This window comes from Pseudoxanthomonas sp. LjRoot143, assembly GCF_964252945.1.
Taxonomy (GTDB): domain Bacteria; phylum Pseudomonadota; class Gammaproteobacteria; order Xanthomonadales; family Xanthomonadaceae; genus Pseudoxanthomonas_A.
Genome location: NZ_CAXUPM020000001.1, coordinates 2,144,333 through 2,166,212, shown reverse-complemented (window position 1 = coordinate 2,166,212; position 21,880 = coordinate 2,144,333). Strand labels below are relative to the sequence as shown.

General features: G+C 66.2%; 16 protein-coding genes. 11 read left to right on the top strand and 5 right to left on the bottom strand.

Annotated features, from left to right (window positions below; all coding sequences use genetic code 11):
• Nucleotides 1–8: 8 nt before the first annotated feature.
• A complete protein-coding gene (locus ACSQ1W_RS10205) occupies nucleotides 9–914 on the bottom strand; it encodes a segregation and condensation protein A (RefSeq protein WP_192267624.1) in 906 nt (301 codons plus the stop codon).
• Between the two features lie 377 nt (nucleotides 915–1,291).
• Between ACSQ1W_RS10205 and ACSQ1W_RS10200 the strand changes: the two genes are divergently transcribed.
• The 11 genes from ACSQ1W_RS10200 (at nucleotide 1,292) to ACSQ1W_RS10150 (ending at nucleotide 17,443) form a co-directional block, all read left to right on the top strand.
• A complete protein-coding gene (locus ACSQ1W_RS10200) occupies nucleotides 1,292–1,591 on the top strand; it encodes a YciI family protein (protein WP_192267626.1) in 300 nt (99 codons plus the stop codon).
• Nucleotides 1,588–1,857 carry a BolA family protein gene (locus ACSQ1W_RS10195; RefSeq protein WP_436043260.1) on the top strand — a complete coding sequence of 90 codons (270 nt, stop codon included), beginning with the start codon at nucleotides 1,588–1,590 and terminating at the stop codon, nucleotides 1,855–1,857. Before ACSQ1W_RS10200 ends, ACSQ1W_RS10195 begins: the two co-directional genes overlap by 4 nt.
• Before the next feature lie 87 nt (nucleotides 1,858–1,944).
• Nucleotides 1,945–4,209 carry a beta-glucosidase BglX gene (bglX, locus tag ACSQ1W_RS10190; protein WP_436043258.1) on the top strand — a complete coding sequence of 755 codons (2,265 nt, stop codon included), beginning with the start codon at nucleotides 1,945–1,947 and terminating at the stop codon, nucleotides 4,207–4,209.
• Nucleotides 4,210–4,393: 184 nt separating this feature from the next.
• Entirely contained in the window at nucleotides 4,394–5,434 is a 1,041-nt protein-coding gene (locus tag ACSQ1W_RS10185) for a LacI family DNA-binding transcriptional regulator (RefSeq protein WP_436043256.1), read from the top strand.
• A gap of 84 nt (nucleotides 5,435–5,518) precedes the next feature.
• Complete coding sequence (locus ACSQ1W_RS10180; RefSeq protein WP_436043254.1) at nucleotides 5,519–8,479, top strand: TonB-dependent receptor domain-containing protein; 2,961 nt, start codon at nucleotides 5,519–5,521, stop codon at nucleotides 8,477–8,479.
• 111 nt (nucleotides 8,480–8,590) lie between these two features.
• Nucleotides 8,591–10,231: a glucoamylase family protein gene (locus ACSQ1W_RS10175; RefSeq protein WP_436043252.1), complete on the top strand. Its 1,641-nt coding sequence runs from the start codon at nucleotides 8,591–8,593 to the stop codon at nucleotides 10,229–10,231.
• Nucleotides 10,232–10,312: 81 nt separating this feature from the next.
• The gene (locus ACSQ1W_RS10170; RefSeq protein ID WP_436043251.1) at nucleotides 10,313–11,596 is read left to right on the top strand and encodes a sugar ABC transporter substrate-binding protein; all 1,284 of its coding nucleotides are present in this window, start codon (nucleotides 10,313–10,315) and stop codon (nucleotides 11,594–11,596) included.
• Nucleotides 11,593–12,477: a carbohydrate ABC transporter permease gene (locus tag ACSQ1W_RS10165; RefSeq protein ID WP_436043249.1), complete on the top strand. Its 885-nt coding sequence runs from the start codon at nucleotides 11,593–11,595 to the stop codon at nucleotides 12,475–12,477. Before ACSQ1W_RS10170 ends, ACSQ1W_RS10165 begins: the two co-directional genes overlap by 4 nt.
• Nucleotides 12,474–13,295 (top strand): carbohydrate ABC transporter permease, encoded by an 822-nt coding sequence (locus tag ACSQ1W_RS10160; protein ID WP_436043247.1) that lies wholly within the window; start codon nucleotides 12,474–12,476, stop codon nucleotides 13,293–13,295. The genes ACSQ1W_RS10165 and ACSQ1W_RS10160 overlap by 4 nt, the downstream gene beginning before the upstream one ends.
• A gap of 37 nt (nucleotides 13,296–13,332) precedes the next feature.
• A complete protein-coding gene (locus tag ACSQ1W_RS10155) occupies nucleotides 13,333–16,488 on the top strand; it encodes a discoidin domain-containing protein (protein WP_436043246.1) in 3,156 nt (1,051 codons plus the stop codon).
• Nucleotides 16,489–16,768: 280 nt separating this feature from the next.
• Entirely contained in the window at nucleotides 16,769–17,443 is a 675-nt protein-coding gene (locus ACSQ1W_RS10150) for a hypothetical protein (protein WP_436043244.1), read from the top strand.
• A 43-nt stretch (nucleotides 17,444–17,486) separates the two neighbouring features.
• On the opposite strand, the gene ACSQ1W_RS10145 is transcribed toward ACSQ1W_RS10150, so the two are convergent.
• From ACSQ1W_RS10145 to glk, 4 genes are all read right to left on the bottom strand, one after another.
• Nucleotides 17,487–17,801: a hypothetical protein gene (locus tag ACSQ1W_RS10145; RefSeq protein ID WP_436043242.1), complete on the bottom strand. Its 315-nt coding sequence runs from the start codon at nucleotides 17,799–17,801 to the stop codon at nucleotides 17,487–17,489.
• 16 nt (nucleotides 17,802–17,817) lie between these two features.
• Nucleotides 17,818–18,474 carry a bifunctional 4-hydroxy-2-oxoglutarate aldolase/2-dehydro-3-deoxy-phosphogluconate aldolase gene (locus tag ACSQ1W_RS10140; RefSeq protein ID WP_436043240.1) on the bottom strand — a complete coding sequence of 219 codons (657 nt, stop codon included), beginning with the start codon at nucleotides 18,472–18,474 and terminating at the stop codon, nucleotides 17,818–17,820.
• Nucleotides 18,475–18,624: 150 nt separating this feature from the next.
• Entirely contained in the window at nucleotides 18,625–20,535 is a 1,911-nt protein-coding gene (edd, locus tag ACSQ1W_RS10135; protein ID WP_436043238.1) for a phosphogluconate dehydratase, read from the bottom strand.
• A gap of 232 nt (nucleotides 20,536–20,767) precedes the next feature.
• Nucleotides 20,768–21,775: a glucokinase gene (gene glk, locus ACSQ1W_RS10130; RefSeq protein ID WP_192267647.1), complete on the bottom strand. Its 1,008-nt coding sequence runs from the start codon at nucleotides 21,773–21,775 to the stop codon at nucleotides 20,768–20,770.
• Nucleotides 21,776–21,880: the final 105 nt, after the last annotated feature.

The window sequence follows — 21,880 nt, the reverse complement described above, 5'->3', positions numbered from 1 at the left end:
CGGCCGCGTCACGGGCTGTCGTTGGCGGCGTCGCTGTCGTCGAACTCGCTGGAGAACTGCAGCGGCTCGTTGGTGTTGTTCAGCGCCAGCGACTTGATGTAGATCGGGGCGAGCGGGGCTTCCTGCACGATGTCGAGCAACTGTTCCTTGGCCAGTTCCAGCATGGCCAGGAAGGTCACCAGCACGCCGAGCTTGCCTTCCTCGGGCGTGAACATGCTTTCGAAACGGTGGAACCTGCCGTCCTCCAGCCGCGTCAGCACGTCGCCCATACGCTGGCGCACGCTGAGCGCCTCGCGCTTGATCGCGTGGCCGGTGAACAGCTCGGCGCGCTTGAGCACGTCGTGCAGCGCCAGCAGCATCTCCTTCAACTCGACCGGCGGCGGCAGCTTGACCGCGGCCCGGTCGGGTACGTCTGCGCTCACCGGCGTGGTATCGCGGTCCTGGCGGGGCAGGGCGTCCAGGTCCTCGGCCGCCTGCTTGAAGCGTTCGTACTCCTGCAGGCGGCGCACCAGCTCGGCGCGCGGATCGCCTTCCTCGCCGTCCTCGCTGACCGGCCGCGGCAGCAGCATGCGTGACTTGATCTCGGCCAGGATGGCGGCCATCAGCAGGTACTCGGCGGCCAGTTCGAACCGCAGCTCCTGCATCACGTTGATGTAGTCCACGTACTGCCGGGTGATCTCGGCGACGGGGATGTCCAGGATGTCCAGGTTCTGCCGGCGGATCAGGTACAGCAGCAGGTCCAGCGGACCTTCGAACGCGTCGAGGATGACCTCCAGCGCGTCCGGCGGGATGTACAGGTCCTGCGGGATCTGCAGCACCGGCTGGCCATGCACCACCGCCAGCGGCATTTCCTGCTGCTGTGGGTGGGTGGTCGGGGTTTGTGGGTTCGCGTCGGACGCGAGTTCTGGGCTCATCAAGAAACAGCCATCGTGCGGATCATCATGCGGGCCTGCGCGCGGCAGGGACGGCGCGGCACCGGCATTGCACCAACCAAGATCATCATGCGTCGCAGGGCGAACGCTTCCCTTACAGCAACCAGCAAAGCTCACCGCAGGGATGCGGTGGCGGACAGCGAGAGGTCGTCGGGCGCGGGCGGGTGGGGGCAGCGAATCGAACGTCCCGGTGATCCCTCGATGGGGCAGGGAGGTCGGCGTGGCCGGGTCTTCCCCTGGACGGGCCGCTGCTTCCGGCCGTGCAATGGAGGACAGGGTAAGCCCTGTCCCATACGGTGTCCAGCGCCGGGTGGCGGGACCGCCAGTACAATTCAGACTTCGCCTGCGGAGTGAACACCATGTGGTATGCCATTGAAGGCCATGATGGCCCCGACGTCCTGGCCCAGCGACTGGCCGCGCGCCCCGAACATCTGGCCCGGTTGATTGCCCTCCGCGACGACGGCCGGCTGCTGTTGGCCGGGCCATGTCCGGCGATCGACGCCGAGGACCCGGGTCCGGCCGGCTTCAGCGGCAGCATCGTGATCGCCGAATTCGACTCCCTGGAGGACGCGCGCGCCTGGGCCGACGCCGACCCGTACGTGGCGGCTGGCGTTTACGTCCGCGTCGACGTCCGTCCGTTCCGCAAGGTCCTGCCGTGAGCCGGGCGGAGCGGATCCGAGCGGCGCTGGAATCCGCCCTGCAGCCGCTGTCCCTGGATGTGCTGGACGACAGCCACAAGCATGCCGGGCATGAAGGCGCCCGCGATGGGCGGGGCCATTTCACCGTCCGGATCACCAGCGCGGCGTTCGCGGGCAAGGCGCCGCTGGCCCGCCACCGTGCGGTCTACGCCGCCCTGGGCGAGATGATGCAGACCGACATCCACGCCCTGGCCATCGAGGCGCGTACGCCCGACGAGGCCGGCTGACCGGAGACGTCCGATCTGGCGCTGCGGCATGCAGCGCCAGATGAAAACGTTTACATTCGCCCCCTTTCGTTACGCCGGGAGGGCGACATGAACCGGGAAGTCCCCACTTTTTCGTCGCGGCCACTGCTGGTCGGCATGATCGCTGTCCTGCTGGCGGCGCCAGCCGCCGCCAAGCCGCCGGTCTACGCGACCCCGGCCGAGAAGGCCTTCGTCGACGCCCTGATGGCGAAGATGACGGTGGAGGAGAAGCTGGGCCAGCTGAACCAGCCGGCCGGCGTGGGCAACAACACCGGCCCGGCGGCCATGACCGGCAACGAGGACCAGATCCGCAGGGGCGAGATCGGTACCTATCTGGGCACCCAGGGGGCGGTGCTGACCTGCCGCCTGCAGCGGATCGCGGTGGAGCAGTCCCGGCTGGGCATCCCACTGATGTTCGGCTACGACGTGATCCACGGTCACCGCACGGTGTTCCCGGTGCCGCTGGGCGAGTCGGCCAGCTTCGATCCGGTCGAAGTGCAGCATGCCGCCCGTGTCGCGGCGATCGAGGCCTCGGCGCACGGTATCCATTGGACCTACGCACCGATGGTCGACATCGCACGCGACCCGCGCTGGGGTCGCGTGGTGGAAGGCGCGGGTGAGGATCCGTATCTGGGGTCGGTACTGGCGGCGGCGCGCGTGCGCGGCTTCCAGGGCGACGACCTGCGCAAGCCGGATGCGGTGCTGGCCACGGCCAAGCATTTCGTGGCGTACGGGGCGGCCGAAGGAGGCCGCGACTACGACGTGGCCGACATCTCCGAACGCACCCTGCACGAGGTCTATCTGCCGCCGTTCAAGGCTGCGGTGGACGCCGGTGCGCAGTCGATCATGGCGGCCTTCAACGAGGTGGGCGGCGTCCCGATGCATGCGCACCGGCCGCTGATCGAGGACCTGCTTCGCAAGGAGTGGGGCTGGGACGGCCTGCTGGTCAGCGATTACACCGGCGTGATGGAACTGATGCCGCACGGCGTTGCCGCCGACCGCAAGCAGGCGGGGGCGCTCGGTCTTCGTGCGGGCGTCGACGTCGACATGGTCAGCCAGATCTACGTGAAGGACCTGCCGGCCGAAGTGAAGGCGGGCCGGGTGCCGATGGCGCAGGTGGATGCGTCTGTGCGCCGTGTGCTCAACGCGAAGTACCGGCTGGGCCTGTTCGAAAATCCCTATCGCTCCTGCACCGACGACGGTGCCCACGAGCGTGCGATGACGCTGACGCCGGAGCATCGTGCCGACGCGCGCCGGATGGCGCAGAAGTCGCTGGTGCTGCTGGAGAACGACAACGACGTACTGCCGCTGTCGAAGTCGGTCCGCACGCTGGCCGTCATCGGCCCACTGGCCGACCATCGTCGCGCGATGTTGGGCAACTGGGCGGTGGCCGGTCGCGAAGAGGATGCGGTCACGCCGATCCAGGGACTGAAAGCCGCGCTGGGCGAGCGCACCCGGCTGGTGGTGGCCAAGGGCGCCGACATCGACAGCCAGGACACGTCCGGCTTCGCCCAGGCCGTCGCGGCGGCGAAGCAGGCCGATGCGGTGGTGATGTTCCTCGGCGAACACCCGGACATGAGTGCGGAAGCGAACAACCGCACCTCGCTCGACCTGCCGGGCGTGCAGGAGCAACTCGCGCTGGCGGTGGCGGCCACCGGCAAGCCGGTCGTGGCCGTGCTGTTGAACGGACGCCCGCTGTCGATCGGCGGCTTGAAGGGCAAGGTGCCGGCGATCCTCGAAGCCTGGTTCCCGGGCGTCGAGGGCGGTCATGCGATCACCGACGTCCTGTTCGGCGAGGTGAATCCCTCGGCCAAGCTGCCGGTGACGTTCCCGCACAACGTCGGCCAGGTGCCGATCTACTACGCGCACAAGAACACCGGCCGTCCGCCGAGCGTGGAAGAGAAGTACACCAGCAAGTACCTCGATGCGCCGTGGACGCCGCTGTACGCGTTCGGCCATGGACTCAGCTACACGACGTTCCGCTACGACGCGCCGACCATCGCATCGCCGACGCTGGCACTCGGGGCGTTGCAGCAGCGGGTCAGCGTGCGTGTCACCAACACCGGCAAGCGGGAGGGCGTCGAGGTGGTGCAGCTGTATGTCCGCGACGACGTCGCCAGCATCACCCGCCCGGTGAAACAACTGCGCGGCTTCCAGCGCGTGGCATTGAAGCCGGGCGAATCGCGGGTGGTGACGTTCGATCTCGGCTTCGAGGATCTGGCCATGTACAACGACCGTATGCAGCAGGTGGTGGAGCCGGGCACATTCACGGTGTTCACGGGTGGCAGCTCCGACCGGACCCGCGACGTCGCCTTCGAGGTCGTGGCCAAGTAAATGTGCGGCGTTGCAGTAGGTGTGAATATGCTGCGATGCAAAATATCCGCAGATACTCGCGATCTGTGCAAGTGCATGATTTTCAGGTGTTTTCGGAGTGGAATAACGCGGGCTTTACACGTTTCCGTGAAAACGGTTACAGTCCGCGCCACTTAAGGCAGTCATCACCGCGGAGGGGCGGGGAATGGCGCGAACCTCGGTCACCATCAAGGATGTCGCACGTGAGGCACGGGTTTCCGTCGCCACCGTGTCGCGTGCCTTGAACGGTCACGAGAACGTCGCCGAATCCGTCCGTCAGCAGGTCCTGGCCACGGCGGATCGCCTCCGCTACCAGCCGCACGCCGCCGCGCGCAGCCTGAGCAGCCGGCGCACCCAGACCATCGGCGTGGTGCTGCCCGACCTGTACGGTGAGTTCTTCTCCGAACTGATCCGCGGCATCGACCAGATCGCGCGTGCACGGCGCCAGCACCTGCTGGTGTCCAGCTACCACGGCCATCCGGAAGAACAGGGCGAAGCCCTGCGCGCGATGCGCGGCCGCGTCGATGGCCTGCTGGTGCTGTCGCCGTATACCGATCGCCCCGGCTTCCTCGTCGACAACCTGCCGTCGTCGCTACCGGTCGTCTTGATCAATACCGATGTGCAGGATGCGTCTTACCCGGCATTGACCATCGATAACTACGGCGCGGCCGTGGCGATGGTCGAGCACCTCGTCCAGGCAGGGCATCGCCGCATCGCCTTCATTGGCGGACCCGAGGGCAACTTCGATGCACGCGAGCGCCTGCGCGGTTACCGCGATGCGATGGCGCGCCTGGTGCCAGGCACGCCGCCGCAGGAGTTTGCCGGCGACTTCAGCGAATCCTCCGGTTACGAGGCAGGCAAGCGCATCGCGCAGTCGTCGGACAAGCCGCAGGCCGTCTTTGCCGCCAATGACATGACGGCATTGGGCTGCCTCTACGCCTTCAACGAAGCCGGTGTGCGCGTTCCGCAGGACGTCGCGCTGGCCGGCTTCGATGACATCCCGCTCGCGCGCTTCGTTCACCCGACCTTGACCACGATGCGGGTCAGTATTGCCGAGCTCGGTGGGCAGGCGATGGGCCGGCTGCTGGACGCGATCGACTCCGATGGAGCGCGCGTGGCGCCGTCGGCGATGCTGGTTCCCGAATTGATCGTCAGGGCTTCAAGTGTGGGAGAGGGTCGCCACACCGAAAAACAGGCAAAGGCGTGACCGCTTTTTTTTGGGCGGAGATGTAATCGATTACAAGCGGCACCAAGCCGACAAGCAGTATTTCTATCTTTGGAGGGAGAGCCAATGAAACAGCGCAACCGCACCATGTTCCGCCCCAATCGCAAATTACTGTCATGCGCTCTGGCCAGTTGCCTGGCCATGGCCGCGCCGCACGTGATGGCGCAGTCGACGTCCGCCACGCTGCGAGGCGTGGTGACGGCGGATTCCACCGTGACCGTCACCAACGTGGACACCGGCCTGACCCGCACCACCAAGGCAGCGAACGGCAACTACAACATCGGTGGTCTGCCGCCGGGTACGTACCGGATCGAAGTGAATTCCGGCGGACAGACCAGCAGCCGTGCGGTGACGCTGGCGGTGGGTCAGACGGCCACGCTCAACCTGCAGGATGCGCCGCCCGTGTCCGCGCCCACCGGCGATGCGACCACGCTCGACACTGTGCGCGTGACCGCACCGTTGCTTGTCGAGACCAAGACGTCCGAACTCGCCACCTATGTCACGCAAAAGCAGATCGATGCGTTGCCCCAAGGCAATCGCAATTTCCTGGCATTCGCCGAGCTCGCGCCTGGTGTGCAGTTCCAGACGGGTACCGATGGTTCTACGAAGCTGAGGGCCGGCGCGCAAAGCGCGAACGGCATCAATGTCTACATCGATGGCGTCGGTCAGAAGAACTACGTGCTGCAGGGTGGCGTCAGTGGCCAGGATTCGACTCGCGGCAATCCGTTCCCGCAGTCGGCTATCGGCGAATACAAAGTCATTACCCAGAACTACAAGGCCGAATTCGATCAGGTCAGCAGCGCGGCCATCGTGGCGACGACGCGTTCCGGCACCAATGAGTTTGAAGGCAACTTCTTCTGGGACCGCACATCGACCGACTGGCGCAAGGCGACAGAGTTCGAAGAGCGCTCTGGTAGCAAGGCTGAATCCAAGGACGAACAGTACGGTGTCTCGTTCGGCGGCCCCATCATCCGCGACACGGCGCACTTCTTCGTCGCGTACGAAGCCAAGGAAATTTCCTCGCCAAGGACGATCATCCCCGGCCGTGGCTACACGTACGACGAGTTGCCAGCGGCAATCCAGGAGCAGATCGGTTCGGGCCTGTTCAGCGCGCCGTTCAAGGAGGATCTGTACTTCGGCAAGATCGATTGGCTGTTTGGTGAGAACCACTATTTCGAACTGACCGCGAAGTACCGCGAAGAGGCCGAAGTCACCAGTTTGGGCGATCAGAACCTCCCGAGCTATGCGACCGACAAGGTAAACGACGAAACTCGCGTGGACCTGAGGTACCAGCTCACTTCGGGAAACTGGCTCAACGATGCGCATCTGACATACGAGGACACTAGTTGGGGTCCGCGTCCGCGCACGTCCGGACTGGGTTACATCCTGAGCGACATTACCGATACGGATCCGTCGGACGGCGTGAACTGGCGCGACTCGATCATCCGCACGGGAGCCGGTCCCGACTACCAGAACAAGGGCCAGGAAGGTTACGGCTTCCAGAATGACCTGACCTTCACCGGTTGGACGGGCCACACGCTGAAGATGGGTGTGAAGTACAAGCGCGTGGAGGTGAGCGCCCAGGAACAGTCACCCTACAACCCGGCGTTCTACTACGACATCAATGGCAGCCTGACTCAGCCGATCCATGTGGTCTTCGGCAGCCCGGTGGCCGGTGTCGGCGATGGTAGCGCGAAGTCCCGCAACAACCAGTTCGGCATCTATCTGCAGGACGACTGGGAAGTCAACGACAAGCTGATCCTCAACTTCGGCGTTCGTTGGGACTACGAAGAGAGCCCGACCTATCTCGACTATGTCACCCCTGCGGATGTCGCCGCGTCGCTGCGTTCGTCCACCGCGATCAACAATCCGAACTCCGGTGTGAATGTCGAGGAGTACATCAGCAACGGCAGCGACCGGAAGGCAGACAAGAACAACTGGGCGCCCCGTCTGGGCTTCTCCTACGACTTGAACGCCGACCAGCGCCACGTGATCTACGGTGGTGCCGGCCGCTCCTACGACCGGAACCTTTTCGACTGGCTGCAGCTTGAAGTCACCAAGGCCAGCTACACGACCGTCGACTTTGCGTTCGCTCCCTCGTGCACGACGCCGGGCGTAGGCAACTGCCTCGCCTGGAACCCTGCCTACTTCGATCCTGCAGTGCTGGCGACGCTGGCATCGACCTCGGGCACGGGTCGTGAGGTGTTCATGCTGAACGACGAAGTCCGGACGCCTTACTCCGACCAGTTCAGCATCGGCATGCGAAATGCGCTCGGCAGCTGGCATACCGACGTGACGCTGTCGCGCGTCGTCAGCAAGGATGGTTTTGCCTTCCTGCTCGGCAATCGCCGCCCGGACGGAAGCTTCTTCCCGCCGGGAAGCACGTGGGATCCGAAGCCCTGGGGTCAGGGTTTCCCGGGCTTCGGCAATCTGATCCTTGGTACCAACGGAATTGAAACGCGTGCCAACTCGCTGTTGCTGAAAGTCGAGAAGCCCTACACCGCGTCCTCCGGCTGGGGGGTGACCTTCGCTTATACGTATACCGATGCGGAGGAGAACCGGCAGTCAGGCGAGGTGTTCTCGCTCGATAAACCCACCATCGCCGACTATGGGTGGAAGAAGGCCGGCGGTGTCGCCGACCATCGCTTGGTGGCGTCGGGCATCTACGACGCACCGTGGGGCATCACGCTCAGCGGCAAGCTGATCTTGGCAAGCCAGGCCCCTCGCTATGCGACCAACTGCCTGGATGCGCCGGACTTCAACAACTGCTTCTTCGATCAGTACGAGCCGGATGGAACGCTGGGCTTCAAACAGTTCGACCTGGCGGCGAGCAAGGAGTGGGACACGGGTTCCGACATCAAGCTGCGGGTCCGTGCAGACGTCTTGAACGTGTTCAACTGGGTGAACTACGCCGGCTACGACGATTGGTTCGGTGGTCCGGGTAGCCCCAACGCGAACTTCGGTACGCCCAATAGTCAGTTCCTCCCGACACGTACCTTCAAGCTGTCGTTTGGTCTGAGCTGGTAAGTCCCAACGAATCGCCCGGCCATCGTACTGATGGCCGGGCACTTCTATCTCCGCTCTAGTAGCGGATTTATTTGAAGCCCCTCTGTAATCGGTTACAACGGGAAAAACGTTTTGAACAAGATCACCCCAGCCCCGCGCGCGTCCTGGTTCATCGGCGTTGCGCTGACTCTGTTGATCGCCGGTTGCCAGAAGGCGCCGGAAGAGAAAGCGGCACCTGTTGCCGCCAAGCCCGCGACGCCCGCCGTCGCCGCCAAACCGGAGCCACCGGCGAAGCCGGAATTGCCGCCGCTGTTCCGCGACATCGAACGCCGCACGTTCCAGTTCTTCTGGGACACCACCAATGAAGTGAACGGCATGACGCCGGATCGCTATCCGTCGCGTCCGTTCGCCAGCATCGCATCCATCGGTTATGCGCTGACCGCGTATCCCATCGGCATCGAGAACGGTTGGGTCAGCCGTACGCAGGCGGTCGACCGCACGCTGACGACGCTGAAGTTCCTGCGCGACGTGCCGCAGGGCCCGCAGAAGGATGGCAAGGGCGGCCACAAGGGCTTCTACTACCACTTTCTGGACATGAACACCGGGCAGCGCTTCAATTCCTGGGTGGAACTGTCCAGCGTCGACACCTCGCTGCTGCTGATGGGCGTGCTGTTCGCGCAGTCCTACTACGACCGCGACGACCCGCGCGAAAGGGAGATCCGCTGGATCGCCGACACCATCTACAAGCGCGTGGACTGGACCTTCCTGCAGCAGAACAAGCCGTTGATCTCGATGGGCTGGTTCCCGGAGAGCGGCACCATCCCGCACGACTGGAAGGGCTACAACGAAGCCATGATGGTGTACATCCTGGCGATGGCCTCGCCGACGCACCCGGTGGGCCAGGACGCGTGGGAAGTCTGGACGCGCAGCTACAGCGAATTGTGGGGCGTGTTCCAGGGCCAGGAATACCTGACGTTCGCGCCGCATTTCGGCCACCAGTACAGCCACGTCTGGATCGACTTCCGTGGCATCCAGGATGCGTACATGCGCGAACGCGGCATGGACTACTTCGAGAACAGCCGTCGTGCCACGTATGCGCAGCGCGCCTACGCGACCGAGAATCCGATGAAGTGGAAGGATTACGGCGAGAACGTCTGGGGCCTGACCGCTTCCGACGGTCCGCAGCAGACCTTGCAGGAATACCGCGGTGAGCAGCGGCCGTTCCGCCACTACTCCGCACGCGGCGCCGGCTTCCGCGAGAATTTCGACGACGGCACCATCGCACCGACCGCCGCCATCGCGTCGCTGCCGTTCGCGCCGGAGATCGTCATCCCGGCGACGGAGGAGATGCATCGTCGCTACGGCGACTACCTGTACTCGAGCTACGGCTTCCTCGATTCGTTCAACCCCAGCTTCGACTACGACATCCCGCTGAAGACCGGACGCATCGTCCCCGGCAAGGGCTGGGTGGCCAGCGACTACATCGGCATCGACCAGGGCCCGATCCTGGCGATGATCGCGAACTACCGGAGCGACTTCGTCTGGAGCGTGATGAAGAAGAATCCGTACATCCGCGATGGCCTAAAGAAGGCGGGCTTCCAGGGCGGTTGGCTGGACGCGAAGCCCGATCAGCAGGCGACGGCGGGTGGCGCCACGGCGCCGATCGCGCCGCCGGACCTGGATGCGGCCGCCGCGCGCGCGCTGGGCACTGCGGAATCGCGCGCCAACCAGGCGTCACAGCCCGAGGCGGCGCGACCGCAGCAGCCCGAGTAAGCTGTCCGCATGGAACGGCGTGCGCCAGCAAGGGTCTCTCCGGCACGCATCAGGGTCTTCTCCGGTGGAAGGAGGGCCCTGATGCGCTGCTGTTCTCTTGCGCTTCTGGTGTCGCTCGCGCTGGTGATCGCCGGTTGCGCGCGTACGCAGGATGACCGCACCACCGTGCGTTTCTGGGTGATGGGTTATGAAGGCGAGATCGTCGCCAAGCTGTTGCCCGAATTCGAACGCCAGCACCCCGGGATCCACGTCGATCTGCAGATCGTGCCGTGGCTGTCCGCCCACGAGAAACTGCTGACCGCGTTCGCCGGCGAATCGCTGCCGGACGTCAGTCCGATCGGCAACACCTGGATTCCTGAATTCGCGGCACTCGGCGCGCTCGAGCCGCTGGACGACGAGATTGCGGCGACACCGGATTTCGACCAGCCGGATTTCTTTCCCGGTGTCTGGGATACAGGCGTGATCGATGGCCGTGCGTATGCGGTGCCGTGGTATGTCGAGACGCGCCTGCCGTTCTACCGGCGCGACATGCTCGCCAAGGCGGGCGTGAAGGCGCTGCCGGCGAGCTGGGACGAGTGGCGCGTCGCGATGCGCGAGGTGAAGCAGGTCGCAGGGCAGGGCAACTATTCGATCCTGCTGCCGCTCAACGAGTTCGAGCCGCTGCTGAGCCTCGCCATCCAGCAGCCGGAGCCGCTGCTGCGCGACGACGGCCGCTACGGCAACTTCCGCAGTGCGGGCTTCAGACAGTCGCTCGGGTTCTACAAGGAGATGTTCGACCAGCAGTGGGCGCCGGTCGTCACCAACAACCAGATCTCCAATGTCTGGGATGAGTTCGGCAAGGGCTTCTATTCGTTCTACATCTCCGGCCCCTGGAACATCGCCAAGTTCAAGGAGCGCTTGCCGGCCGCGCAGCAGAAGGACTGGATGACGATGCCGCTACCGGGTCCGAACGGCCCCGGTGCGTCGCTGGCCAACGGCACCAGCTTCGTGGTGTTCAAGGATTCGCCCAACAAGGACGCCGCCTGGCAGCTGATCGCGTGGCTGTCGTCGCCTGCGGTGCAGGCCGAGTTCCATGCGCTGACCGGCGACCTGCCACCGCGCCGCTCGCCGTGGCTGACACCGGCGCTGGCGGATGATCCGTACGCCAAGGCGTTCCGCGAGCAACTGGAACGCGCGGTGTCCACGCCGAAGGTACCGGAGTGGGAGCGCATCGCGACCGAGATGCGGCTGGTCGGCGAGCAGGTCGCCAACGGCCGGTTGAGTGTCGACCAGGCGGCCGAAGAACTCGACCGCCGCGCCGACCGCATCCTGGAGAAACGTCGCTGGATGCTGGATCACCCCGCCAAGCCCGGGGCCGCGCCATGAAGTCGACACATACGCTCGCCGGCTGGCTGTTCGCCGCGCCCGCGCTGACCGTCATCGTGGTGTTCTTCGGCCTGCCAGTGCTGGCCGCGCTGGCGCTCAGCCTGACCGACTTCGACATCTACGCGTTGGCCGACATCGGCAACCTGCGCTTCGTCGGCGTCGACAACTACATCGGCCTGCTGCAGAACCCGATGTTCTGGAAGTCGCTGGGCAACACCGTCTACTTCGTCGTGGTCGGCGTGCCGCTGTCGGTGGCGCTGTCGCTGGGCGCAGCTTTGCTGCTGCATTCCAAGCTCGGCCGCTTCAAGGGCTTCTTCCGTACCGCGTTCTTCGCGCCGGTGGTGACCACCGTCGTCGCGGTCGCGGTGATCTGGCGCTACCTGTTCCACACCAAGTACGGCCTGGTGAACTGGGGACTGTCGTGGGTCGGCATCGATCCGATCGACTGGCTGGGCGATCCCACCTGGGCGATGCCGACGATCATCCTGTTCGCCGTGTGGAAGAACTTCGGCTACAACATGATCATCTTCCTGGCCGGCCTGCAGAGCATTCCGGAAGACCTGTACGAAGCCGCGCGCATCGACGGCGCCTCGCGTTGGGCGCAGTTCCGCCACGTCACCCTGCCACAGCTCGGCCCGGTGCTGCTGCTGGTCGGCATCCTGACCATGGCCGGCTATTTCCAGCTGTTTGCCGAACCTTACGTGATGACGCAGGGCGGCCCGCTGGAGAGCACCAAGAGCGTGCTGTACCTGATGTACGAAGAAGGCTTCAAATGGTGGAACCTCGGCAACGCGTCCGCGGTGGCGTTCCTGCTGTTCCTGCTGATGACGGCGGTAACCAGTGGCTTGCTGTGGTTCGCGCGCAAGCGGGGTGTGGAATGAACCAGCGTTTCGCCGCCATCATCGTCAACGCGCTGCTGGTCGCGCTGGCGGTCGTCAGCATCGGTCCGTTGCTGTGGATGCTGTCGGTGTCCTTCATGCAGACCGGCGAGGCAGGGCACTTCCCGCCGCCACTGCTGCCGTCCGCGCCGACGCTGGACAACTACCGCGAGCTGTTCGTGCGCGCGGGCATGGGCCGCTACCTGCTGAACAGCTTCATCGTCTCGACCAGCGTCATGCTGCTGTCGCTGCTGTTCAACACGATGGCGGGCTACGCGTTCGCCAAGCTGCGCTTCAAGGGCCGCGACGGCACGTTCCGCGCGTTGCTGGCGGCGCTGGTCATCCCCGCACAGGTGGCGATGATGCCGCTGTTCCTGCTGCTGAAGCAGATGGGTCTGGTGAACACCTACGCTGGCGCCATCGTGCCCGGCATGGCGGCGATCTTCGGCATCTTCCTGGTGCGCCAGTACGCGCGTTCGATCCCGGACGAACTGCTGGAAGCCGCGCGCATCGACGGCGCCAGCGAGGCGCGCATCTTCTTCCAGATCGTGCTGCCGGGGTTGAAGCCCATCCTGGTGACGCTGGCGATCTTCAGCTTCCTCGGCGCATGGAACGACTTCATGTGGCCGCTGATCGTGTTGAGCGACGATTCGCTGCAAACCCTGCCGGTCGCGCTGGCGGGCCTGTCGCGCGAGCACGTGATGGACTACGAACTGATGATGGCCGGCTCGGTCGTCACCATCCTGCCGGTGCTGCTGCTGTTCCTGGTCTTGCAGCGCTACTACATCCAGGGCCTGTTGCTGGGTAGCGTGAAGGGCTGACGCCTTCACGCTGCGGCCCTTAGCCGGAGACGAAAACATGAGGTTGCCTTTCCCCCGCATCGCGCTCGGGCTGATGCTGCTGCCAGGCGCGGCCCTGCATGTCGCCGCCGCCGAACCGGTGCGCGTGCTGGACGCGTTCGACGACGCCTCCACCTGGCGCGTGGTGACCTCCAACCAGGTCAGCGGTGCGCTGCGCCAGGTCGATGGCGTGGACGGCAAGGCGATGTGCCTGGACTACGATTTCAACGGCGTGTCCGGCCATGCCGGCATCCAGCGCGACCTGGCGATCGACTATCCGCAGAACTACCAGTTCGGCTTCCAGCTGCGTGGCGATTCGCCGCGCAACGACCTGCAGTTCAAGGTCATTGATGCCAGCGGCGACAACGTATGGTGGGTCAACCGGCCGAAGTACGAGTACCCGGCCGCGTGGACGCCGGTGCGCTACAAGCAGCGCCACATCGACAAGGCCTGGGGCCCCGATCCGGACCGCGTGCTGCGCAAGAGCGTCAAGCTCGAATTCACCGTCTACAACAACGTCGGCGGCAAGGGCTCGGTCTGCTTCGACCAGCTGACGTTCCAGCCGCTGCCGGTCGATGACGGCGCGCCGCTGACCGGCAAGGCCAGTGCCTCGGTCGCGTTCCCGGCCGGCGCCGCGGCGCTGGCGGTGGACGGCAAGCCGGACACGGCCTGGTCGGCCGACCTGCACGACGACAAGGATCCGCAGCTGAACCTGGATCTGGGCAAGGTGCGCGAGTTCGGCGGGCTGGTGCTGCGCTGGAAGCCGGACCAGCATGCATCGGACTATCTGGTGCAGTTCTCCGACGACGGCGTACGCTGGCGCGATGCGCGCACGGTGGTCGATGGCAATGGCGGCAACGATTACCTCGCGCTGCCGGAGTCGGAAGCGCGCTACGTGCGGCTGACCGTCGGCGACGGACCGGGGCGTTCGTTCGCACTGTCAGAACTCGAAGTGAAGCCGCTCGCGTTCGCCGCGCATCCCAACGATCTGATCAAGGCGATGGCGGCGGAATCGCCGAAGGGCTGGTTCCCGCGCGGCTTCAGCGATGAGCAGCCGTACTGGACCATCGTCGGCCTCGACGGTGGCCGCGAGCAGGGCCTGATCGGCGAAGACGGCGCCATCGAGATCGCCAAGGGCGGCGTCAGCGTCGAGCCCTTCGTGCAGGTCGACGGGCGCTGGATCGGCTGGTCGGACGTACAGGCGACGCAGTCGCTGCAGGACGGTTACCTGCCCATCCCGACCGTTGCGTGGACGCATGCGGATTTCGCGCTGGCCACGACCGCGTTCGCCGCGGGCAAGCCTGGCGATTCGCGCGTGGTCGCGCGTCATCGCCTGACCAACACCGGCAAGACATCGCGCGAGTACGTGCTGGCACTGGCCGTGCAGCCGTGGCAGGTCAATCCGCCCAGCCAGTTCCTGAACACCACCGGTGGCTTCAGCCCGATCACCGATCTCGCCGTGCGCGATGGCGTGGTCAGCGTGAACGGACGCGCCAGCCTGCGCTTCGCCAGGCCCGACGCGGCACTGGCATCACGCTTCGATGAAGGACTGGTGCGCGAACGACTGGCGTCGATCGACGCGGTGTCGGGTAGCACCGATGCGCAGGTGGCCGGTGAAGCGGGCGGGCTCGCCTCCGGGGCCGTGCTGTACCGGATCACGCTGGCCGCCGGCGAAAGCCGCGACATCGACTGGGTCGCGCCGCTCGAAGGCGCGCTGCCGGCACGCATCGACGCGGCACGCGACCAGGACGCGACTGCGGCTCTCTGGCGCAGCAAGCTCGGCGAAATGAAGCTGCAGGTGCCTGCCGAAGGCCAGCCCGTGGCCGATACGCTGCGCACCGCGCTGGCGCACATGCTGATCTCGCGCATCGGCCCGCGCCTGCAGCCGGGCACGCGCTCGTACTCGCGCAGCTGGATCCGCGACGGCGCGATGATTTCCGAAGGCCTGCTGCGGCTGGGTCGCCCGGAAGTGGTGAAGGAATACGTCGAGTGGTACGCGCCGTACCAGTTCAAGAACGGCAAGGTACCGTGCTGCGTCGACGACCGCGGCAGCGACCCGGTGCCGGAGAACGACAGCCACGGCGAGCTGATCTTCAACGTGGCCGAGTACTACCGCTACACCGGCGACAAGGCGTTCCTGCGCAGGATGTGGCCGCACGTGCAGGGTGCGTTCGCCTACATGGAAGAGCTGCGCCTGAGCGAACGCACCGAGGCCAACCGCGCGGTCAACGCGGCGTTCTACGGCATGATGCCGGCGTCGATCAGCCACGAAGGCTATTCGGCCAAGCCGATGCATTCGTACTGGGACAACTTCTGGGCGCTGCGCGGCTACAAGGATGCGGTGGAGGTCGCCGATGCGCTGGGCGAAACCGCTGCGTCGAAGCGCATGGCCGCCTCGCGCGACCAGTTCCGCGATGATCTGTACGCCTCGCTCGACGCGGCGACCAGGTTGCACAACATTACCTACCTGCCGGGCGCGGCGGAGATCGGCGATTTCGATCCGACCTCGACGACCATCGCGCTGGCACCGGGCGGTGAGCAGGGCAAGCTGCCGGCGGACCTGTTGAACGGCACGTTCGAGCGCTACTGGACCGAGTTCGTGCAACGCCGCGACGGCCAGCGCGAGTGGAAGGACTACACGCCCTACGAGTGGCGCAACGTGGCCGCGTTCGTGCGGCTGGGGTGGCGCGAGCGTGCCTGGGACGTGCTGGACTTTTTCTTCAAGGATCGCGCGCCGCAGGCCTGGAACCAGTGGGCGGAAGTGGTGTCGCGCACGCCGCGCAAGCCGTTCTTCGTCGGCGACCTGCCGCATGCGTGGGTGGCCTCGGACTTCGTCCGCTCGGCGCTGGACATGTTCGCCTACACGCGCGAAGTCGACGACAGTCTGGTGCTGGCGGCCGGTGTGCCGGCGAGTTGGCTGGATGGGCAGGGGATCGCTATCGACGGCCTGCGCACACCCAATGGCGTGCTCGGCTATACGCTGCGCAAGCAGGGCGACGAGGTGGTGCTGGAGGCGAAGGCCGGATTGAAACTGCCGGCCGGCGGCCTGGTGCTGCCGTGGCCTTACAAGGATGCACCCGGCGAGACGCGCATCAACGGTAAGCCCGCGCAGTGGAGGGACGGCGAGCTGCGCATCACGACGCTGCCGGCGAAGGCCAGCATCCGGACGCGCTGATACGCGCCACGCTTCACGGAGCCGTCGACAGCCGTGCTCCGTCAGGCGCACGCGGACGGTTCCCGCATGGCCCACGCGCGTCGGTGGACAGGACGCGCCCACGGGTCTCCGAGACGGGCTCTACTCACACAAAGATTCATGCGTGAGTCTCCAGGACTGGCGCGCCAGTCCCGGGGACTGGTCTCGCCGGCGAACCGCCGCACGTGCGCTGAAGACAGTCGGCGCCGGGGAGGGGCGGGTGCGCGCTACCCTAGGACCGGCTTCCGCCACGTTCGACGCCATGTCCGCCCACGACGCCCCGCGCCACCCGCTGTGGCCGCTGCCTTTGCTGATCACGCTGCTGTTCGTGGTCGCCGCGCATGCGGCCTACCTGCTGTCTATCCACGGCGGCCACGTGCCTGCCTGCATTCCCTATCTCGACGGCTGCGTGTCGATCAGCCGTGCCGTGCGGTACGGGTGGGGCAATCACCTGTTCCAGCTGCTGGTCATTCCGTGCGCGGTGCTGCATGCGCTGGTGTGGTGGCTGGCGATGCGTTGGCTGCGCGGCGGTCGCGCGATGCTGGTGCTGGGCGTACTGTCGGCGATCGCGCTGGCGGTGTACGCGACGTTCCTGGGCATTGAGGGCGAGGCGTATCGCTTCCTGCGGCGCTACGGCGTGGTGGTGTACTTCGGGTTCGGCTACCTGGCGCAGCTGGCGCTGATGCGGCGCGCGTCGTTGACGAAGGCGCTGGCCGCGGGCGTCGTCGCGTCGATGTCGTGGATTTCGATCGCGATGCTGGGCCTGGGCGTGGCGAACGTCGTGGTCGGGCTGGTCGTCGACGAGCCGTCAGCGAAGGACCGTTGGGAGAACGTCTTCGAATGGTGGCTGGGCCTGCTGATGGTCGGCTGGTACGCCGTGTTGGCGTCAGGGTGGCGACGACGGCATGTTGCGATCGCGCTGCAGACGGATGCCTGACCTCCGGTTGTTCGGCGGGAATGAGCCGTCAGGCAGTACTTCCTTATAGCGAGAGGTTTCCGCCGGGAGCCACATCGCGTCCGTATTCGAACGTGCGCTCCGCGACCAGGGCTCCACTACAGGTGAGCGTGACGCGATGTCCTTTGCGCGACGGGTTGATCAGAACGCGCTGTTCGAAGTTGCCTGACACAGTCCACGTCCTTGGAGCGCTGCTGGAATCGGTACCGCCGACAGATAGCACGCAAGCGCTGCTCTCCGGCGTGAAGCCCAGCACGCTGAAGGTGCCGTGTGCGGGGCCGAACCAATGTGCGCAGCCTGCCAGCAACATCAGCGTTGCTGCCGACGCAAGAAACTTCACGGCTGAAGAATCTGCGTCAGCCGCGAACGCGCTGCACGATGCCCGCTGCCTTGGCCGAGCTCTCGGTGACCTTGTCCCACTCGCCGTTTTCCAGCCAGTTCTTAGGCACCATCCACGAGCCACCGATGCAGACCACATTCGGCTGGGACAGGTAGTCGGCCGCGGTGTCTTCGATGATGCCGCCGGTCGGGCAGATCTTCAGTTCCGACATGGGGCCGGCCAGGCCCTTGAGCATCGCCAGGCCGCCGACGGCGGTGGCGGGGAACAGCTTGCAGACGCGGAAGCCGCGCGCCATCAGCGACAGCAGTTCGGTCGGCGTAGCGGCGCCTGGCACCACCGGGATATCGGCGGCGGCCAGCGCATCGGCCAGCGCCGGCGGCGTGCCCGGCGTGACCAGGAAGTCGGCGCCCGCATCGATGGACTGCTTCATCTGCTCGGTCGTCAGCACCGTGCCGGCGCCAATCACGATGTCGGGCAGCTCCTTCTTCAGCATCGCCAGCGCTTCCATCGCCACCGGCGTGCGCAGCGTCAGCTCGATCGCGGGCAGCCCGCCCTTCAGCAGCGCTTCGGACACCTTGCGCGCCTCGTCCAGCGTGTGGACGGTGACGACCGGCAGGATGCCGGCGGCGCGGAGGAGGGATTCGGCTTTCTGCTGGCGGGCTTCGATGGTCATGGTGTATCGGTCGGTTGGAGTGAGCCCCTCTCCCATCGGGAGAGGGGTTGGGGAGAGGGGCGACGAAGGTCAGGATAGTTCACCCTCACCCTGACGCTCGCCCCTCATCCGCCCTTCGGGCACCTTCTCCCGAAGTGAGAAGGGAAAAGCTCAGGCATCCTTGGCTTCATGCGGCGCTTCGGCGGCATGCGCCGCGTCGCCCAGTTCGTACTCGGCATCGTACTCCCACGTGCCGTCGTGGTACGGCAGGCCGCAGGAAATCGACATCGCGCCGCGGTCGGCCGGCGTGACCACATCGCGGCTCACCGCGAACAGGTTGCGACCCAGGTCGAGCGCGGCGGCCGAGGTGTTCGGGGCGATCTCGCGCGAAGCCCATTCCTGCGCATCGACCAGCGCTTCCAGCGTGCCGGCTTCGGCGTCGAGACGGATGATGTCGCCCTCGCGCAGCTTCGCCAGCGGACCACCACGCGCGGCTTCCGGCGTCAGATGGATGGCGGCGGGAATCTTGCCGGACGCACCGGACAGGCGGCCGTCGGTCACCAGCGCCACGCGGCGGCCCTGGTTCTGCAGCAGGCCGAGCAGCGGGGCGAGCGAGTGCAGTTCCGGCATGCCGTTGGAACGGGGACCCTGGTAGCGCACCACGGCCACGAAGTCCTGCGGTAGCGCACCGGCCGCATGCAGCTTGTTGAGCGCGCGCGGATCGTCGACGACGACAGCGGGCGCTTCGATGTAGCGGTATTCCTGTTTGACGGCCGAGGTCTTGATCAGCGAGCGGCCGAGATTGCCGCGCAGCAGGCGAAGACCGCCCTGGGCCTCGAACGCGCGCGACACCGGACGCGCGACGTCTTCGTCCGCGCTCTCGGCGATGCCGGGCGCATAGGCGAGCTTGCCGTCGTGCAGGCGCGGCTCGTCGCAGAACGCGCGCAGGCCGCCGGGCACGATGGTGGTGATGTCGTGCATCAGGCCAGCGTCGAGCAGTTCGCGGAACACGAACTGCGTGCCACCGGCTGCCGCGAAGCGGTTCACGTCGGCTTCGCCGTTCGGATACACGCGCGCCAGCAACGGCACGGTCTGCGACAGCAGGTCCATGTCGTCCCAGGTCAGCACGATGCCGGCCGAACGCGCCACCGCGATCCAGTGGATGGTGTGGTTGGTCGAACCGCCGGTCGCCATCAGCGCCGCCATCGCATTGACGATGGCACGCTCGTCGATCAGGCGTCCGATCGGACGGTAGTCGTCGCCCAGCGCGGTGATCGCCAGCGCACGCTCTGCCGCGGCGCGCGTCAGCACATCGCGCAGCGGCTGGTCGGGATTGACGAACGAGGTGCCCGGCAGCTGCAGGCCCATCGCTTCCAGCAGCACCTGGTTGGAGTTGGCGGTGCCGTAGAACGTGCAGGTGCCGGCGGCGTGATAACTCGCGGCCTCGGCTTCCAGCAGTTCCTCGCGCGTGGCTTCGCCGGCGGCGTAGCGTTCGCGCACCGCGGCCTTTTCCTTGTTCGGAATGCCGGGCGACATCGGCCCGGCCGGCACGAACACCGCCGGCAGGTGGCCGAAGGCCAGCGCGCCCATCAGCAGGCCCGGCACGATCTTGTCGCACACGCCCAGGTACAGCGCGGCGTCGAACATGTCGTGGCTCAGCGAGATGGCCGTCGCCTGCGCGATCACGTCGCGCGAGAACAGCGACAGTTCCATGCCCGGGCGGCCTTGCGTCACGCCGTCGCACATCGCCGGCACGCCACCGGCGACCTGCGCGGTGGCGCCGAGATCGCGCGCGACCTGGCGGATGATCTCCGGGTAATGCTCGAACGGCTGGTGCGCCGACAGCATGTCGTTGTACGCGTTGATGATGCCGAGGTTCGGCGTCACGTCCGCGCGCAGCCGGCCCTTGTCGGTCGGACCGCACGCGGCGAACGCATGGGCGAGGTTGCCGCAGCTCAGGCGCGCGCGTTGCGGGCCATCGCGATGGGCTGCATCGATGCCGTCGAGATAGGCGCGACGCAAGGGTGCGCTGCGCTGGCGGATGCGTTCGGTGACTTCCTGGATGCGGGGGTGCAGGCTCATGGGCGTAGGGCTAGGCTGCAGACGCGGTCATTCTGCATGGCGTGGCGATGGAGGGCCGTGATGCGCAACCTTCCTGCGACTCCAGCGCGTGGAGGGGAAGGGCGGTGAACGACGGCGACGGCATGATGCTTTCTACCGCCTTTGCGGCACGCGCGAAAGCGACCAAAGTCAGACCAGTCGGGGTGCGGCGGCGCTGCGTGTGTTGCGTTGCAGCGCGCATCTGCGCAAAACCTCAGGCGTGCGCGGGGCTTTTCGGTCCGAACAGTTCGACCGCATACGCGGCGGCACCGAGCAGGCCCGGACGTGGATGCACGTTGGCGAGCGTCGGCACGCGGCCCATCGCGGGCGAGAAGCGGCCCTTGTGTTCGAAGCGCTGGCGAAAGCCCGAGTGCTGCAGCGAGGTCAGCAGTTTCGGCACCAGTCCGCCGGTGAGGAATACGCCGTCCCACGCGCCGGTGGTGAGCACGAGGTCGCCGGCGATGGCGCCGAACACCGCGCAGAACACGTCCAGCGTGCGCACGCAGCGTGGATCGCCTGCCGCCGCGCGCGCGGTGACGTCCTTCGGTTCCAGCGGACCGCCCGGATCTTCGCCCGCGATCTCGCTGAGCGCGCGATACAGATTCACCAGGCCGGGACCGCAGATCAGGCGTTCGTTCGACACGCGGCCGAACTGCGCGGACAGGATCTCGAGGATGCGGATTTCTTCCGGCGTACCGGGCGGAAAGCTCACGTGGCCGCCTTCGGTTTCCAGCGGATACGCGCGGCCGTCGCGGATGATCAGCGCCGCCACGCCCAGGCCCGTGCCCGGGCCGATGACGGCGTAGGTGCGCGATTCACTGAGCGGAGCAGGGCGCCATTGCGCACCGCCGATCGCCACGACGTCTTTCGGCGTCAGCAGCGACACCGCCATCGCCTGCGCAGCGAAGTCGTTGACCAGTTTCAGGCCCTGAAAACCGAGTGCCTGCCGCGTGCGGTTCACCGAAATCACCCACGGGTGGTTGGTGATACGGGCCTCATCGCCATCGACACGGCCGGCGACGGCGAATACACCGTTCTGCGCGGTCGCGCCCGTTTCATCCAGGTAGTGCTGCGCGGCGTCCGCGAGCGACGGGAAATCGGCGACCACGAACTCGCGCACGCTGTCGTCCAGCAGCGGCACGGAGGCGGACGTATCGGCCAGCGCGAAGCGCGCATTGGTGCCGCCGATGTCGGCGAGGAGGACGCGATCGGCGCTGCTCATGCGGCAAACATCCTGTTCGATGCGGGGTGACTTCCAATACGGGTCCGCTGCATTCGCCTGGTCGATCCTGTGCTGCCGTGAGGGGGCCACGTCGCGTGGGCGGCG